We start from the raw sequence: 14,556 nt of genomic DNA on the forward strand, positions 1-14,556 counted from the left end.
GGTTGGGCCAACCTCAAGAGGTCGTGCTATGGGACACCCCAAATCCGCACCGCGCAGCGATTCGCTGAAGCAGAATATCGGCGATTCGAACGTCGATCCCAGATTCTCCGAGGTCAGCGCCGCAGTGGTGGAACACCTGCCGCATCTCCGGGCCTTTGCCCGCTCGCTCGCCACAAGCAAGGATCAGGCCGACGACCTGGTCGGTGAAGCGGTCGCCCGCGCGCTTGCCGCCGCGCATCAGTTCCGCCCCGGCACCAATTTCAAGGCCTGGATCTTCACGATCCTCCGCAACGCCTTCTATACCGAGGGCCGCAAGCGCTGGAACCGCGTGGTGGCGCTCGATGACAATGTCTACAACCAACCGTCGATCGGCCCGACCCAGGAAGACTCGCTGGCCTTCTGCGATTTCCGCCGCGCCTTCATCCAGCTCTCGCCGCGCCAGCGCGAGGTGCTGATGCTGGTCGGCAACGGCGACCTTAGCTACGAGGAGGTCGCCGAGCATTGCCAATGCCCGGTCGGCACCGTGAAGAGCCGGGTCTCCCGCGCCCGGCTCGACCTGAAGCGGATGCTCGACGAGGAGTCCATGGCCCAGCCGCGGCGGAACGTGCCTCCGGTTGCCAATGCCAATCTCACCGAGTCGCTCGGCGATTCGATGGAGATCAAGCTCCGTTCCCGCCGGCGCAGCCGCGCGGCTGAAGAACGTCACGTCGTCAACTAGTCCAGCCTCGACTCCCTCATCCCTCATCCTAGAGGGCGCATCGGTCCTCCCGGTGCGCCCCGATTTTTTTGCGCGATCTGTGCTAGAAAACGCCCCGAGTCGTCCGTCTTGAGGGGCAGATCTTGAACGCGGATACGGCCGGGGCCGTGTCATCTCTGGCTTTGGTGCTCGCCATCGTGCTGGCGGCGCGGTTCGCCGAGTTGGGGCGCTGGCGACGCTATGGCCGGCTCGGTCATCTCGGCGCCGGCGCGCTGCTGGGCATCGCCGCCGGACTTGCGGCGGTCCCGGTCTGGCTCGGGCAGGATGGCGCCGATCCACTCGCCGCCTCGGCCGCCTTCGAAGCGGCCCTGCTGCCGCCGCTCGCCTTGCTCTCGGTCAATCTGCTGATGGGCCTTTCCGGCGGCGCGGGCGTCCTGATCGTCCTGCTCGGCGCAACCGGCGGCGCGGCTTGGCCTGCGGCCGTCCTGCTGCTGGCCATGATCGGCATCGGGATCGGCCTGATCCGCGGCAGGCTCGAGCCGTTCGCGACCTGGCTCGACTGGCGTTGGGCGCGGCCGGGCCGTCTTGAAGAGGCGGCCTCGCTCGGTCTCGACGCGGCGCTCGATGCTCCGGGTCATTGGCGCGCGGCGAGCATCGCGCTCATCCCGGCCCTGCTGCTTTTGTCGCTGCTCTCGAAGGCAACGCCGGCAGGCATCCTGCTGGTGTTGATCGCGATCGCGCTGCATGTGCCGGCGCTCTGGGCCATGCGACGGCTGTTGCTGGGCGATTGGCCGCGCACGACCGCGCTGCCGGGCGGGCTGATCGCCGATACCGGCGAGAACCGCAGCGCGATCGCGCCGCTGCTGGCGCGGATCATCGCCGACCTGCCGGAAGGCATCGCCGTGTTCGACCCGCAGGACCGGCTGCTCGCCTGCAACGGACAATACCGGGCGCTCAACCGCGATCTCTCCGCCGACCTCGAGCCTGGCGCCGCCTATGCCGAGCTGTTGCGGGCGCAGCTCGAGCGCCGCGGCGAACCGGCGGTGCTGGACGATGCCCTGGAGCGGCACCGCAACCTGCCCTGGCGGTTGGAGGAACGGCGATCGGACGGCAGCTGGGTGCAGATTCTGGAGCAGCGGGTTACCGGGGGCGATTCACCCGGCGGCGGCACGCTGCGCGTGATGCGTGACATCACCGCGATCAAGCAGCGCGAGCTGCAGTTCGCCGAGCTGGCGCAGCGCAATGCGGTGCTGGCCAGCACCGTCGCCTCGGTCACCAGCGGCGTGGTGATCTGCGACGCGACGCAAGCCGACCAACCGATCGTCTTCGTCAATGCCGCCTTCACCCGCATCACCGGCTATACCGCGGCCGAGGCGACCGGGCGCAACTGCCGTTTCCTGCAGGGTCGCGACACCGACCGCGAGGCGGTCGAGCGGATGCGCCGCGCGATCATGGTCGGCCGCGCCGCGACCGTCACCCTGCGCAACTACCGCAAGGACGGGCGCACCTTCTGGAACGAGGTGAACATCAGCCCGCTGCACGACGAGCAGGGCAAGCTCATCCATTTCGTCGGCATCCTGCAGGACGTGACCAACCGCATCCGCACCGAGGAGAACCTGCGCGAGGCGAAGGAACAGGCCGAGGTCGCCAACCGCTCGAAGTCGGAGTTTCTGGCCAATATCAGCCACGAACTGCGCACGCCGCTCAATGCCATCCTCGGCTTCACCGAGATCATGCAGATGGAGATGTTCGGCCCCATGGGGGCGCCGCAATATCATACCTATGCCAAGGACGTGCATGACAGCGGCCAGCTGCTGCTCGACCTCATCAACGACATCCTCGATCTCTCGAAGATCGAGGCCGGGCGGATGGAGCTCTTCCCCGAGGCGGTCGAGGCGGCCGATGTCTTCGAGGCCTGCCTGCGCCTGGTCTCGGGTCGCGCCACCAGCGCCGGCGTTACCTTGAAATCCGACCTGCCGCCGGACGTGCCGAAGCTCCGGGTCGATCCGCGCGCGGTCCGGCAGATGCTGGCCAATCTGCTGACCAACGCCGTGAAGTTCACGCCGAAGGGCGGCCAGGTGATGCTGGCCGCGCGCGCCGACGGCGATCAGGTCGAGCTCTCGGTCGCCGATAGCGGCATCGGGATCGCGGCGAAGGACATCGCCAAGGTGCTGGAGCCGTTCGGCCAGGCCGACGACCCGCATTCGCGCCGCCAGCAGGGCACCGGCCTCGGCCTGCCGATCGTAAAGGCCTTGGTCGAGCAGTCGGGCGGCAGCTTCCGCCTGGAGAGCAAGGTCGGCATCGGAACGACGGTGACCCTGCGCCTGCCGGCGGTGAAGAGCGAAGCCGCCGCCTGATCGCTGCGGTGTATTGCCGCGCGGCTGCTGGTATATCAAATCCTGCGCGGGCCTTGCGAATACTGATGTATGTCAAGCCAAAGCGGGGTCGGCAGCAATTCTGTCGCATGCCGGTGTATGCAGCTCTGCCCCTCTTAATCCGGCCTTAAGAAGAACCCCACCAGAATTGTGGCAATAGCGGGCGACACAAAACGTGCGCCAGTCACGATCGCTGGAGGAAACGATGCTGAAGAACACGCGTATCCTGGTGCGTCTCGCCGCCATGGTGGCGGTCATGCTGATGTTGATGACGGCGGTGGCCGTGATTGGCATCCGCGGGATGGGGGGCGTGCAGGAAGGGCTGCGCACCGTCTATGCCGACCGCGTGGTGCCGCTGGAGCAGATCAGCAACATTCAGGGCGACTATTTCAAGGTGCGCATCGCCGTCATGGATGCGGTCGGCGCTCGCGACGTCGCGGTGATCCAAAAGGATGTCGCCGACGTTGCCGAGAAGGTGCAGCACGCCCAGGCGGAGTGGAAAGCCTATCTCTCGACCTACCTGACGCCGGAGGAGAAGGTTCTCGCCGGCGAGGCACAGCGCAGTTTCGACGCCTATGACGAGGTCCGCGGCCGCGTGCTCGGCGCCCTCGCGTCCGGCGACTTCGACGGCGGCAAGGCCATCGCGAAGGCGGAAGGGACGCCGGCGCTCGCCAAGCTGATGGAGGCCATCGCCAAGCTGAAGCAGCTGCAGGTCGATGTGGCGAAGAGCGAATACGAGAAGGCGTCGGCGGCTTATGCCTCCGACCGGATGCTGTTGATCGGCGGCCTGATCGTCGCCGTGCTGATCGGTTCCGCCGTGGCCTATGTTGTCGGCCGGTCGGTGACGGTGCCGCTGCGCCGGATCATCGAGGTGATGCAGGCGCTGACCTCCGGCGACCTCACGGTCGCGGTGGCCGGCACCGAGCGCAAGGACGAGGTCGGCGCGGTCGCGCGCGCGGTCGCCGTGTTCAAGGACGGACTGGCAGAGACCGCGCGGCTGCGGCAGGAACAGGAAGCAGCCAAGCAGCGCGGCGAGGCCGAACGGCGCGAGGCCATGCTGGCCCTGGCCAGCCGGTTCGAACAGACCGTCGGCGGCGTGGTCAACGACGTCACCAGCTCGGCGCAGCAGCTGCAGGTGACCGCGCAGTCGATGACCGCCACCGCGGAGGAAACTTCACGACAATCGACCGCGGTCGCAGCGGCTTCCGAGCAGACCACGCAGAACGTGCAGACGGTCGCTTCCGCGACCGAGGAGCTCTCGGCTTCGATCAGCGAGATCAGCAACCAGGTGAGCGAATCGAGCCGCATCGTGGCCGGGGCCGTGCAGCAGGCGGACGAGACCAACGCCAAGGTGCAGGGCCTTGCTGCGGCGGCGCAGAAGATCGGCGACGTGGTTCGCCTGATCAGCGACATCGCCGGCCAGACCAACCTGCTCGCCTTGAACGCGACGATCGAGGCCGCGCGCGCCGGCGAGGCCGGCAAGGGCTTCGCCGTGGTGGCGTCGGAAGTGAAGACGCTGGCCACGCAGACCGCCAAGGCGACCGAGGAGATCGGCGGTCAGATCCGCGCCATCCAGGAAGCGACCGGCGCTTCGGCCGAGGCCATCGCGGCGATCACCGAGACCATCAACCGCGTGAACGAGATTTCGACCGCAATCGCTTCGGCGGTCGAGGAGCAAGGCGCCGCGACCGCAGAGATCTCCCGCAATGTGCAGCAGGCGGCGCAGGGCACGACGGAAGTCTCGTCCAACATCGCCAACGTCACCCAGGCGGCCGGCGAGACCGGCGCCGCGGCGAGCCAGGTGCTGTCCGCCGCGGGCGCGCTGTCGCGCGGCGGCACCGAGTTGAAGGCGCAGGTCGGCGAGTTCCTGCGGACGATCCGAGCTTAAGGAGAAGGCGGCCGGCTCCGCCTGTTCGATCAGGCGGGGCGGCCGCCGACCCATTCGAGGCCGGCCGGAATGCGCTTGCGTTCCGGTTCGGCGACGGCGCCGAGCGGCACCACCGGCCCGCGATGCGCGGCGGCCAGCAGCGCATCGTCGATCAGTCGCAACAGCAGATGGGCCCGGAACGGCTTTTCGATCACCGCCGCGGCACCGAGATCGTTCGCCGCATCGAGGAAGTTGAGGCCGGTCCAGCACTCATGGTCCGACATCGCGATCACCGGCACCGGACTTGCCATGGCGCGGATCGCCGCGATCAACTCGAAGCCATCGCATTCCGGCATGAAGATGTCGGAGACGACAAGATTGATTTCCTGCACGGCCAGCAGCTCGCGCGCGATGCGGCCGTTGCCGGCCTCGATCACCCAGTAGCCGTTGGCTGAGAGAAGATTGCGCAACTGACGACGCGCTTCCACATCGTCGTCAACGATGAGCACCGTATTCCGCACGGCGCCTGGCGGCTGCATATACATGATTGTCACTCGCCTCCCGATGAGAGGAGAACGAGCCGAGCCAGCGCCCTATTCCGCATCCGGGTGTGAGTTCCGCTCGGCGAGCGGAAAATTCGGGCTATCCAGGTATATGAGAGCATCTGCAAGCGTCGGCAGCTCGGTGTCGCGATCTGCTGGGGCGTCCCGCAGCGGTTGCGGAAGCGTCTTGGCGACCAGCGAAAGCAGGGCCGCGCGCGAGAACGGCCGCGGCAGGACGGCGACGGCGCCGATTTCATTGGCGGCATCCAGGAAATCGAGGCCGCGCCACGCGGCGTGATCAACCAGCAGGATCACCGGCACCGCATGATCGATCCATCGCAACGCCGCCGGCAGCGATCGTTGCGCACCGAGCCCGGCCAGCACCAGGTCGGTGCGGCCCGCGGCAGCACCGCCATCAGCGCAAGGCACAAGGGCGTAGCCGGCATCGCGGAGCAGGCCGGCGAGATCGGCGCGCAGGAATGGATCCTCCTCGAGGACCAGGATGCAGGCATTCGGCAGATGCGGCGGATTGAGATACATGGCGCTTCCCCAGGCAACCCGTTTCGCACCTTCATCGATGCGACGGTCAAGGCCGACCACACGCAAGGATAGTGTAACCGAAAATTCCCGTCCGTGATGCAAGTCAAATCTAGAGCGCAGGCTCCGCGGAGTCCATCGCGGCCGCGAAGTCTTCTGGTCGTCTATACAACCTATGGTTAAGAGCGCGGAACGGATCGGGCCCGGACCGGCCACCTATCGGGTCCCGATGCATTCTTGAGGCGAATCAAGCGAGACCCGCCGATCGGCGGGTCGGCGCGCCGGATCTCACGGCGTGAGGATCATGCCCTCGCGGGCGGTCACGGTGCCCGGGCGGGCATCGACCGCCGCGGCGGAGATCTTGTCCATCACCGCATCGGTGTGGCTGGGGTCGTGGTGGAACAGCACCAGCGTCTTCACCTTGGCGGCATCGGCCAGCCGGACGCCTTCCTGCCAGGTCGAATGGCCCCAGCCGGTGTAGATCGGATATTCCTCGTCGGTGTAGCTGGTGTCGTAGATGAACAGGTCGGAGCCCTTGATGAGATCGACGACGACCGGATCCGGGCCCTTGCCGTTGTGTTCGCAATCGGTGACGTAGCAGATCGACTTGCCCTGCCATTCGACGCGATAGCCGGTGGCGCCGTTCGGATGGTTGAGCGGCGCCGTCTTCAATGTGACGCCGTCCATCGGCGTCAACGTGTCGCCGGCGTTGAAGTCCTTGAACTCGGGCTCGCTGACGAAGACGGCGGGCGGCACCGGAAAGAGCGGCGGCGCCATGAGGTGCGTCAGCGCGTCCTTGAAGGTGAGCGGCGCTTCGAGATGGCCGGACCAGATGCGGATCTTGCTGCCCGGCTTGTAGAGCGGCGCGAAGAACGGCAGGCCGACGATATGATCGAGATGGGTGTGGGTGAAGAAGATGTCGGCATGCGCCGGCAGGGTCTGCACCAGCTGCTTGCCGAGCGGGCGGATGCCGGTGCCGGCATCGAAAATGAGAACCCGGTCGCCGCAGCGGATCTCGACGCAGCTGGTGTTGCCGCCGTAGCGCGCATAGTCGGCGCTGCAGCAGGCAATCGAGCCGCGGACCCCCCAGAAGCGAACGGAAAACTCGTCAGACGTGGTCAATCGCGCATTCCTTGGACCGGACGATGAACAGACAGTGCGATATCGCCATCATCCGCGCCGAACTTCCGTTGGACCGCACGCCCCCGCGCGACAGCCCCGGTTGTTCCGCACCGGGAAATGATGGCATTGTTCCCTAGCGCTTGCAAAGTTAAGGAACGCCAAAGGCCCGCCATGGATGCCCTCGGGGATTCCCCGGCACGGGCCAAAACCCGCGAGAGCACGGACTGGTCCCGGGTCGCCTTCGGCGTGGCGCTCGGCGCTTATGCTGCGTACCAGCAATTCAAACTGCCGCCGATTCTACCGGACTTTCTAGCGCGTTACCCGCATAGCCCTGTCACCGCTGCGGGCTTTATGTCGATCTACGCGCTGGTCGGCCTGATCGCGTCAGCCGCGATCGGGCGCAAGCTCGACAGGAATATGGGGATCGGCGTTGCGGCGCTAATAGGGCTGACTGTGATCGGCGTCACACTCGCCCTGGCAGCGCCCCAGTCGGCCGCGGTGATGCTGCTGTCGCGCGGGCTGGAAGGCCTGGCCTTTGCCATCGCCGCCATCGCCGGCCCGGCGATCGCCGCGGCGGCGGCAAAGCCACGCGACCTGCCCGTCGTCACCGGCCTGATCGCCGCCTGGATCCCGTTGGGCCAGATCGGCGCCGCGCTGGCGGCACTGGCGCTCCACGACTGGCATTGGCTCTGGCTCATCGGCTTGGCGTTGGGCGCCCCGCTCGGGCTCGCGGCCTGGCTGCTGCTGCGTGAAAGCCGCAACGGCGGCGGGGCGGCGCGCCTGGCGGCGCGACATCCCGATGCCCTGCAGCGCCAACAGCTGGTCTTCGCCGGCACCATCTTCCTGCTCTGGTCGGGGCAGTATTTCGCCTTCATGACCTGGCTCACGCAATACCTGACCACGGTGCTCGCTTTGGGCCCCGCCGCTTCGGTGCTCGCCTATCTGGTGCCGGTCGTGGTGCTGCTCAGCTTCAACCTGCTGACCGGCTGGGCGCTCCGCCACGGGCTGGCGCTGATCCCGGCGATGATCGCCGCGCTGGTCGCACAGGCCCTGGTCTGGTTCGCACAGCCCTGGCTTTCCGGCGGGCTGGGGCTGGTCGGGTTGGTCGTCTATGGCATCGGCGCCGGCGTGGTGCCGACCTGCCTGTTCCAGACGCCGCATGCGATTGCCCGCGGCACCGCCGGCGCCAGCTTCTTCGGCATCGTGATGACCGGGCGCAACATCGGGGTCTTCATGGGGCCGCTGCTGCTGGCCTTCCTGATCGGCGGCGATCGCTTCGCGCTGCACCTCAGCTGGACCGCGGCGGCGCAGGCCATCGGCTGCCTGACCCTGGCCGCGGTCGGCGTCGCGCTGCTGCTGCGCCGATCCTTGCACCATCGATAGCGAGCCAGGCGTCCTCTCACACTCGGCAGCATAGGAAACAGCACCACGCCGGTCGGCTCGGTGACGGCAGTCACATCACAACACACAGCGCTCCCGCCTAGTATCCGCGGCGACTCACGGGATCGTCCCCGCCCGTGACCTGAGCCGTTGGAGAATGATGATGACGAGTTACATTGGCACCTTGGCCCGCCCCATGGGCCGGCACAGCGCCGCCCTGCCCCGCCTGCTCGGCCATATCGCCGTGCAATTCCTCAATTGGCGCCGCCGCCGGCGCGACCATGTCCTGCTGATGCGCCAGCCCGAATACCTGCTGCGCGACATCGGCCTCGAGCGCCATGAGATCGATGGCGCCCTGCGCGGCCGCGACCGCTATCGCTGAGCACGAGGACGCCAAGGAGGCGATGAACCAAGACTGGGTGGTGCGCCAGCTGAACCGGCAGCGGCCGGCGCGGCTGGCATTCGAGATCCGCAAGGCAGGCCGCAGCGACATCCTGGAGATGCGCGGCATGCAGGAGCGCGCCATGATGACCATCGGCGGCCGCTTCTATTCGCGCAGCGAGATCGAGACCTTCCTCAACCTGGTCGGCACGATGGACGACGCGGTGGTCGAGGAGGGTCATTTCTTCGTCGCGGTCGATCCGTTCGAGCGGGTGATCGGCACCGGCGCCTGGTCGAACCTCATTCCCGGCTATGCGCGGGTCGCGGGCGGCCAGAGGGCCGCGCCGGCGATCGCCCGGCCGGCGGCCGGCACCGCCACCGTACGCAGCGTCTTCGTGGCGCCGGAATGCATGCGGCGCGGCATTGCACAGGCGATTATGCAGCGTATCGACTCCGACGCGGCGGCTTCCGGCATGATCCGGCTGCAGCTGACCGCAACCTTGTCCGGCGAGGCCTTCTATCGCGCCATGGGCTACGCCGCCGAGCCGCGCGGCCATGTCGAGCTGCCGGACGGCACCAAGTTCGGCTGCGTTAAGATGAAGAAGCCGATTGCGCTGCGCACGGTCACAGCGGCGTGATCAGAACGCACTCCGCTTAGTGACGCCAGTCATAGTCTGAAGGCGGCTTCGGGCGTTTAGATCTCCGGCGATTCGCGCCGCGAAGCGACGACGGAGAATGACGATGAACATCGATGCCGCCAGCCTCACCAAGCAATTGAACGCGCATGCGCTGGCGACGCGCAGCAACCGGGTCGAAGCGCGGCCGGGACTGCTGCAGGCATGGTTTGCGCGCTGGCGGTTGTGGCAGCGCATGCGGCGCGACGAAGCCTGGCTCCGGCGCCAGCCGGACTACCTGCTGCGCGACATCGGCCTCGAGCGCAACGAGATCACGACGATCGTGCGCCAGGGCCGGTTCTAGCCGATCAGGATTCTGTGGCGAGCGGCCGCGGTCTTGCACCGCGGCCGCTTTGCTTTTGCTGGCTCAAGTCAGAGGCGCACTGCGCCTACGGCACCAGGCGGTAGCCGCCGGCGTCGGTGACCAGGATCGTCGCTTTCGCGGGATCCTTCTCGATCTTCTGGCGCAGGCGATAGATATGGGTCTCCAGCGTGTGCGTGGTGACGCCCGCGTTGTAACCCCAGACCTCGCCGAGCAAGGTGTCGCGGCCGACCGGCTTCTGGCCCGCGCGATAGAGATACTTCAGGATCGAAGTTTCCTTCTCGGTCAGGCGGATCTTCTTGTTGAGCTTCTCCTCGATCAGCATCTTCACATTCGGCTTGAAGGTGTAGGGGCCGATCACCAGCACCGCATCCTCGCTCAAGGCATGCTGGCGGAGATGCGCCTTCAAGCGCGCCACCAGTTCCCCTAAGCGGAACGGCTTTGCGATATAGTCGTTGGCGCCGGAATCGAGGCCACGGATCGTGTCGGCCTCGCCGCTCGACGCCGTCACCATGATGATCGGCACCGAGACCTGGGCCTTGCGGAGCTGCTGGCAGACCTCGCGACCGTCGGCGTCGGGCAGGCCGACATCGAGCAGCACGGCGTCGAACTTCTCGGACTTGGCGACGGCCAGTGCTTCGGCGCCGCTCCCGGCCTCCAGGCACTGGTATTCGCCGTTCTGGCTCAACTGTTCGGCCAGGGTCCTGCGCAGGGTCTCGTCGTCATCGACGAGCAGGATCCGTTTGGCGGCGACTTCGGCCATTGCTCTCTCTTTCCCGGTTTCCGACCCAGCTAACACCGGAAAGGGTGGGGTTTCAAGGCGGTGGGTAACATTATTACCGAGGACTGTCATGGGACTCCTGCCTTCGAGGCGGGCTTCGGGGGATCGTCGGCCGACCTCTACTTGACCTTTCACGGGGCAGCGCGCCATATCCGGCGATAGCCATGACTTTTGCCGATCCCTTCGCCCAAAGCGTCAGCTCACAAGCCAATGTCGCCCGTGCCTTATCGGAATTGCGGCGCGGCGGCGCCATCGCCATTTCCGCCGGCGGCGAGACGGCGATCGCGATCGCCGCGGAGCTGATCGAGGAGCCGGGCTTTGCCTGGGCCTTGAGCGCGGCGGAAGCCGGCGCCGGGACCGGGACGCGGCTGTTGATTACGGTGGAGCGCGCGGTCCGGCTCGGGCTGGGCGCGTCGGCCGGGATCGAGCGGTTCCGATTGATGTCGCTCCCTACCGCGGTCTCGGCCGATGTTATCCGCCAACTCGCAGACCCGACCGCGGAGCCGATCGACCCTGCCTTCCTGGATCTTCAGACCAGCGACGACGTGCCGGCGGTGCTCTGCCAGGCGGTGATCGAGCTCGCGAAAGCCGCGCGCCTGTTGCCGGCCGCGGTGGTGGTGCCGATGACGCGAGCCAAGGCCGAGAGTTTCGTCGCCGAGCCGTTCCGGCTCGCCGCCGGCGATGTCATCGCCTATCGGCGCAGTGCGGCTTCCGGATTGAAACGCGTCGGCGCGGCCCATGTCCCCCTCATCGGTGCATTGGGGTCCGGCGCGGTCGAGACCGAGATCATCGCCTTCCGCCCGATGGACGGCGGCAAGGAGCATCTCGCCATCGTTATCGGCAAGCTCGATCCGTCGCGGCCGGTGCTGACGCGGCTGCATTCGGAATGCTTCACCGGCGATCTCCTGGGATCGTTGCGCTGCGACTGCGGCGACCAGCTCCGTGGCGCGATCGACGAGATCGCCAAGCAAGGCAGCGGCGTCTTGCTCTATCTCGCGCAAGAGGGCCGCGGCATCGGGCTGGTGAACAAGCTCAGGGCCTATCAGCTGCAGGATGCCGGGGCGGATACGCTGGAGGCCAACCTGCAGCTCGGCTTCGGCGCCGACGAGCGGGTCTATCAGCCGGCAGCCGAGATGCTGCGGCAGCTCGACGTCCGAGAGGTGCGGCTGCTCACCAACAACCCGGAGAAGGTCAAAGGCCTCGCCCAATGCGGCGTCGCGGTCAGCGAACGGGTGCCGCATGTTTTCCCGGCCAACGACCACAACGAGCGCTACCTCAGCACCAAGGCCGTGCGTTTCGGGCATATGTTCTAGAGCCAGGTTCCGGGGCCGCTTCCGCCGCCAGCCGCTGGCACGGCCTTTGCGATGTTCAGACCGGCTCCCAGAAGGGGAGCACCGACGGGAAAGCCCGAGGACCGGTCGATGACGACAGCGCCGCTTTTCACCGCCAAGACGCCGCCGGGCTTCTATGCCGCCCAGGCGCCCTCCCCCTATGCCGCCGGAACGCCACCCCTGGGGCCAAGCCCGGAGAGTGGCGCCATAGCTGGTGGGCTGCTGCGCCCCGGGTCGATCGACCAGACCACCTTCCTGCAGATGCTGCAGCAACAGCAGCAGAACCGGGCCGCCGCCGGGGTGGGCGGGAAAGCGGTCCCGATGCCGGTCCAGGGCATCCAGGGAACCGCGGCGCCCAACGTCCCGACCCTGAGCTCGGCACAATTTGCCGCGCTGGTCGGCGCCCAGAATGCGGATCAGGGCCTGGCCGCCGCGCCCCAGGAGGGGCTCGCCGCCGATCCCCGCGGCATGGCCGCCGCCCAAGCGCAGCTGCAGGCCCAGGCCATGGTCCAGGCCCAGCTCATGGCCGGCAAGGCCACAGCACCCCAGGGACCGGCGCTCAAGCTCTCCGGTTCCGCCAACCGCAATCTCTTCGCCAACCCGCCGGCCGGCCCGGCGCCCGCCTCGGCCGAGGCCGATCCGGACCTGCCGACCATCAGCCGCAAGTCGCAACCACAGCAGACGGCGGCGCTGGATGCGGCGGCGGTTGAATCACCCGCGGCCGGAGACGCGCCGAGCATCACGCGCAGCAGCGCGCCGGTGCTCGAGGCCTCGGCCGGCGCGGATGCGGCGCCGGCGGAGGGCGAAGCTGAGTCCGAGACAGCGGCGAAGGGCGACCCCAATGTGGTGCATCTCAAATCGCCGCCGGACAAGGAGCAGATCGCGGAGCTCCGCATGCGCAACAAGCGCTGGGTGGTCGATGAGACCCCGGGCGCGCGCCAGCTGTTCTTCGGCGCTGACGGCGAGTTCGGCTGGGACGACTTCGTCGACATGATCAACCCGCTGCAGCACATCCCCGGCATCGCCCAGATCTATCGCGCGGTGACCGGCGATGAGATCAACGGCGCGGCGAGCCTGCTCGGCGCCTTGCCGCTCGGGCCGTTGGGCGGCCTCGGTATGGTCGCCACCGTGGTTGATCTCGCGGTCAAGGACACGACCGGCGACGACATGGGCGGCAACGTCATGGCCATGGTGTTCGGCAGGGACGGGAAGCCGCAGGACGGCGGCGCCGCGCCGGCGGACATGGCCGATTCCGGCACCACCGGCAAGGCGACGACCACGGCCACAAGCCGCCAGACTGCCTTCGCCATGTCCGAGGCCAGCGAGCTGCACGCTTCCTGCCGGGGTTAGAATCCCGCCCATTCCGTGCTAGCTAGAGCCGCGCGGCCGATTTGATTCGGCCGGGCAGAAGGGGAAGACCGCAGATTGACCGATCTCGTGATCGCGCCGGACGCGCGTAGCCTGCCGCCGGCGACGACCGGCTGGGCCCGGCTGGGCGACCAGCAGTGGCGCTGTGTGTTCGGGCGTTCCGGCGTCGCCGCCGAGAAGGTCGAAGGCGACGGCACCACGCCGGCCGGGCGCTTTCCGATCCGTCGCCTGTTCTATCGGCCCGACCGGGTGCGCGAGATCGCTTGCGTCTTTCCGACCCTGCCGATGTCGCCCGCCGACGGCTGGTGCGACGCACCCGACGATCCGGCCTATAACCGGCTGGTGACGCGCCCCTATCCCGCGTCGCATGAGACGATGTGGCGCGAGGATGCGATCTACGACCTGGTGCTGGTGATCGGGCATAACGACGATCCCGTGGTGCCGGGCAAAGGCAGCGCGGTGTTCCTGCACCTCGCCCGCCCGGATCGTAGCCCGACCGACGGTTGCGTGGCGTTCACCCGCGCCGATTTCATCCGGCTGCTCGGCAGCCTCGATCGCGACAGTCATGTCGTGATCTCCGGATAGAAAAGGAATCGACATGAGCCGGCTCGACAGTTTCATCCGCCGCCTGCAGGCCCAGCGTGACTGCCTCAGCGCCGCGGTCGCCCAGATCCGCGGCATCGACGGCTTCGTGCTGGAGCTGGGCCTGGGCAACGGCCGCACCTTCGATCATCTCAGAGAGATCTGTCCCGATCGCGAGATCTACGTCTTCGACCGGCAGGTGAATGCGCATCCGGATTGCATTCCGGCGGCGGATCATCTTTTCCTCGGCGAGATCACGACGACCTTGCCGCAGGCGCTGGCGCGGCTCGGCGCCAACGCCGCCTTGGTGCATACCGATGTCGGCACCGGCGACCAGGAATCGAACACGCGGCTGGCTGCGACCCTCGCGCCGATGATCCGCGGCATCCTGCGCCCGGGCGGCATCGTCATCAGCGACCAGGCGCTCAACACCGCCGGGCTTTCTCCGCTGCCGTTGCCGGAGGGCGTGAAGCCGGGGCGCTATTTCATGAACAAGGCGGTCTAGCCAAAGAGAAAAGAGCGGGGGAGAAGCCGCACGCTGTCTCCCCCACTGAGGACGAGGAGCTCCTCTTGGTGCAAGAGGATGGCGGAACCGCG

At 67.4% G+C, this 14,556-nt stretch carries 15 protein-coding genes; 11 read left to right on the top strand and 4 right to left on the bottom strand.

The features are described 5' to 3' along the window. Positions 1–28: 28 nt before the first annotated feature. The 3 genes from ACH2CY_RS02295 (at position 29) to ACH2CY_RS02305 (ending at position 4,960) form a co-directional block, all read left to right on the top strand. Positions 29–718, top strand: a complete 690-nt coding sequence (locus tag ACH2CY_RS02295) for a sigma-70 family RNA polymerase sigma factor (RefSeq protein WP_395015468.1) — start codon at positions 29–31, stop codon at positions 716–718. Between the two features lie 122 nt (positions 719–840). Then, a complete protein-coding gene (locus ACH2CY_RS02300) occupies positions 841–3,054 on the top strand; it encodes a PAS domain-containing sensor histidine kinase (protein WP_395015470.1) in 2,214 nt (737 codons plus the stop codon). A 223-nt stretch (positions 3,055–3,277) separates the two neighbouring features. Further along, complete coding sequence (locus ACH2CY_RS02305) at positions 3,278–4,960, top strand: methyl-accepting chemotaxis protein (protein ID WP_395015473.1); 1,683 nt, start codon at positions 3,278–3,280, stop codon at positions 4,958–4,960. Positions 4,961–4,989: 29 nt separating this feature from the next. Here ACH2CY_RS02305 and ACH2CY_RS02310 read toward each other — a convergent pair whose 3' ends face one another. From ACH2CY_RS02310 to ACH2CY_RS02320, 3 genes are all read right to left on the bottom strand, one after another. Next, positions 4,990–5,484, bottom strand: coding sequence for a PleD family two-component system response regulator (locus tag ACH2CY_RS02310; protein ID WP_395015476.1), 495 nt, complete (start codon positions 5,482–5,484; stop codon positions 4,990–4,992). Between the two features lie 48 nt (positions 5,485–5,532). Next, the gene (locus tag ACH2CY_RS02315) at positions 5,533–6,087 is read right to left on the bottom strand and encodes a hypothetical protein (protein ID WP_395015479.1); all 555 of its coding nucleotides are present in this window, start codon (positions 6,085–6,087) and stop codon (positions 5,533–5,535) included. A gap of 219 nt (positions 6,088–6,306) precedes the next feature. After that, positions 6,307–7,140: an MBL fold metallo-hydrolase gene (locus ACH2CY_RS02320; RefSeq protein WP_395015481.1), complete on the bottom strand. Its 834-nt coding sequence runs from the start codon at positions 7,138–7,140 to the stop codon at positions 6,307–6,309. 171 nt (positions 7,141–7,311) lie between these two features. Between ACH2CY_RS02320 and ACH2CY_RS02325 the strand changes: the two genes are divergently transcribed. From ACH2CY_RS02325 to ACH2CY_RS02340, 4 genes are all read left to right on the top strand, one after another. Next, positions 7,312–8,523, top strand: a complete 1,212-nt coding sequence (locus tag ACH2CY_RS02325; protein WP_395015484.1) for an MFS transporter — start codon at positions 7,312–7,314, stop codon at positions 8,521–8,523. Positions 8,524–8,683: 160 nt separating this feature from the next. After that, the gene (locus ACH2CY_RS02330) at positions 8,684–8,902 is read left to right on the top strand and encodes a hypothetical protein (protein WP_395015487.1); all 219 of its coding nucleotides are present in this window, start codon (positions 8,684–8,686) and stop codon (positions 8,900–8,902) included. 22 nt (positions 8,903–8,924) lie between these two features. Continuing rightward, a complete protein-coding gene (locus ACH2CY_RS02335; RefSeq protein WP_395015489.1) occupies positions 8,925–9,539 on the top strand; it encodes a GNAT family N-acetyltransferase in 615 nt (204 codons plus the stop codon). Between the two features lie 103 nt (positions 9,540–9,642). Beyond that, entirely contained in the window at positions 9,643–9,879 is a 237-nt protein-coding gene (locus tag ACH2CY_RS02340) for a hypothetical protein (RefSeq protein WP_395015490.1), read from the top strand. 85 nt (positions 9,880–9,964) lie between these two features. On the opposite strand, the gene ACH2CY_RS02345 is transcribed toward ACH2CY_RS02340, so the two are convergent. Beyond that, positions 9,965–10,660: a response regulator transcription factor gene (locus tag ACH2CY_RS02345; RefSeq protein WP_395015491.1), complete on the bottom strand. Its 696-nt coding sequence runs from the start codon at positions 10,658–10,660 to the stop codon at positions 9,965–9,967. 182 nt (positions 10,661–10,842) lie between these two features. Here ACH2CY_RS02345 and ribA point away from each other — a divergent pair, with 182 nt between their 5' ends. The 4 genes from ribA to ACH2CY_RS02365 all read left to right on the top strand — a co-directional run bounded on the left by ribA (position 10,843) and on the right by ACH2CY_RS02365 (position 14,464). Further along, complete coding sequence (gene ribA, locus ACH2CY_RS02350) at positions 10,843–11,991, top strand: GTP cyclohydrolase II (RefSeq protein ID WP_395015494.1); 1,149 nt, start codon at positions 10,843–10,845, stop codon at positions 11,989–11,991. A 108-nt stretch (positions 11,992–12,099) separates the two neighbouring features. Next, entirely contained in the window at positions 12,100–13,359 is a 1,260-nt protein-coding gene (locus ACH2CY_RS02355; protein WP_395015496.1) for a hypothetical protein, read from the top strand. A gap of 75 nt (positions 13,360–13,434) precedes the next feature. After that, a complete protein-coding gene (locus ACH2CY_RS02360; protein WP_395015499.1) occupies positions 13,435–13,962 on the top strand; it encodes a L,D-transpeptidase in 528 nt (175 codons plus the stop codon). Between the two features lie 13 nt (positions 13,963–13,975). Continuing rightward, the gene (locus tag ACH2CY_RS02365) at positions 13,976–14,464 is read left to right on the top strand and encodes a class I SAM-dependent methyltransferase (RefSeq protein WP_395015502.1); all 489 of its coding nucleotides are present in this window, start codon (positions 13,976–13,978) and stop codon (positions 14,462–14,464) included. The last annotated feature ends 92 nt before the right edge of the window (positions 14,465–14,556 follow it).

Source organism: Dongia sp., from assembly GCF_041905885.1.
Lineage (GTDB): Bacteria > Pseudomonadota > Alphaproteobacteria > Dongiales > Dongiaceae > Dongia.

Excerpts from the sequence above, each read along its gene's own strand:
- ACH2CY_RS02295 (WP_395015468.1), top strand. The coding sequence starts at position 29 with ATGGGACACCCCAAATCCGCACCGCGCAGCGATTCGCTGAAGCAGAAT.
- ACH2CY_RS02305 (WP_395015473.1), top strand. The coding sequence starts at position 3,278 with ATGCTGAAGAACACGCGTATCCTGGTGCGTCTCGCCGCCATGGTGGCG.
- ACH2CY_RS02310 (WP_395015476.1), bottom strand. The coding sequence starts at position 5,484 with ATGTATATGCAGCCGCCAGGCGCCGTGCGGAATACGGTGCTCATCGTT.
- ACH2CY_RS02325 (WP_395015484.1), top strand. The coding sequence starts at position 7,312 with ATGGATGCCCTCGGGGATTCCCCGGCACGGGCCAAAACCCGCGAGAGC.
- ACH2CY_RS02330 (WP_395015487.1), top strand. The coding sequence starts at position 8,684 with ATGACGAGTTACATTGGCACCTTGGCCCGCCCCATGGGCCGGCACAGC.
- ACH2CY_RS02335 (WP_395015489.1), top strand. The coding sequence starts at position 8,925 with ATGAACCAAGACTGGGTGGTGCGCCAGCTGAACCGGCAGCGGCCGGCG.
- ACH2CY_RS02340 (WP_395015490.1), top strand. The coding sequence starts at position 9,643 with ATGAACATCGATGCCGCCAGCCTCACCAAGCAATTGAACGCGCATGCG.
- ACH2CY_RS02345 (WP_395015491.1), bottom strand. The coding sequence starts at position 10,660 with ATGGCCGAAGTCGCCGCCAAACGGATCCTGCTCGTCGATGACGACGAG.
- ribA (WP_395015494.1), top strand. The coding sequence starts at position 10,843 with ATGACTTTTGCCGATCCCTTCGCCCAAAGCGTCAGCTCACAAGCCAAT.
- ACH2CY_RS02355 (WP_395015496.1), top strand. The coding sequence starts at position 12,100 with ATGACGACAGCGCCGCTTTTCACCGCCAAGACGCCGCCGGGCTTCTAT.
- ACH2CY_RS02365 (WP_395015502.1), top strand. The coding sequence starts at position 13,976 with ATGAGCCGGCTCGACAGTTTCATCCGCCGCCTGCAGGCCCAGCGTGAC.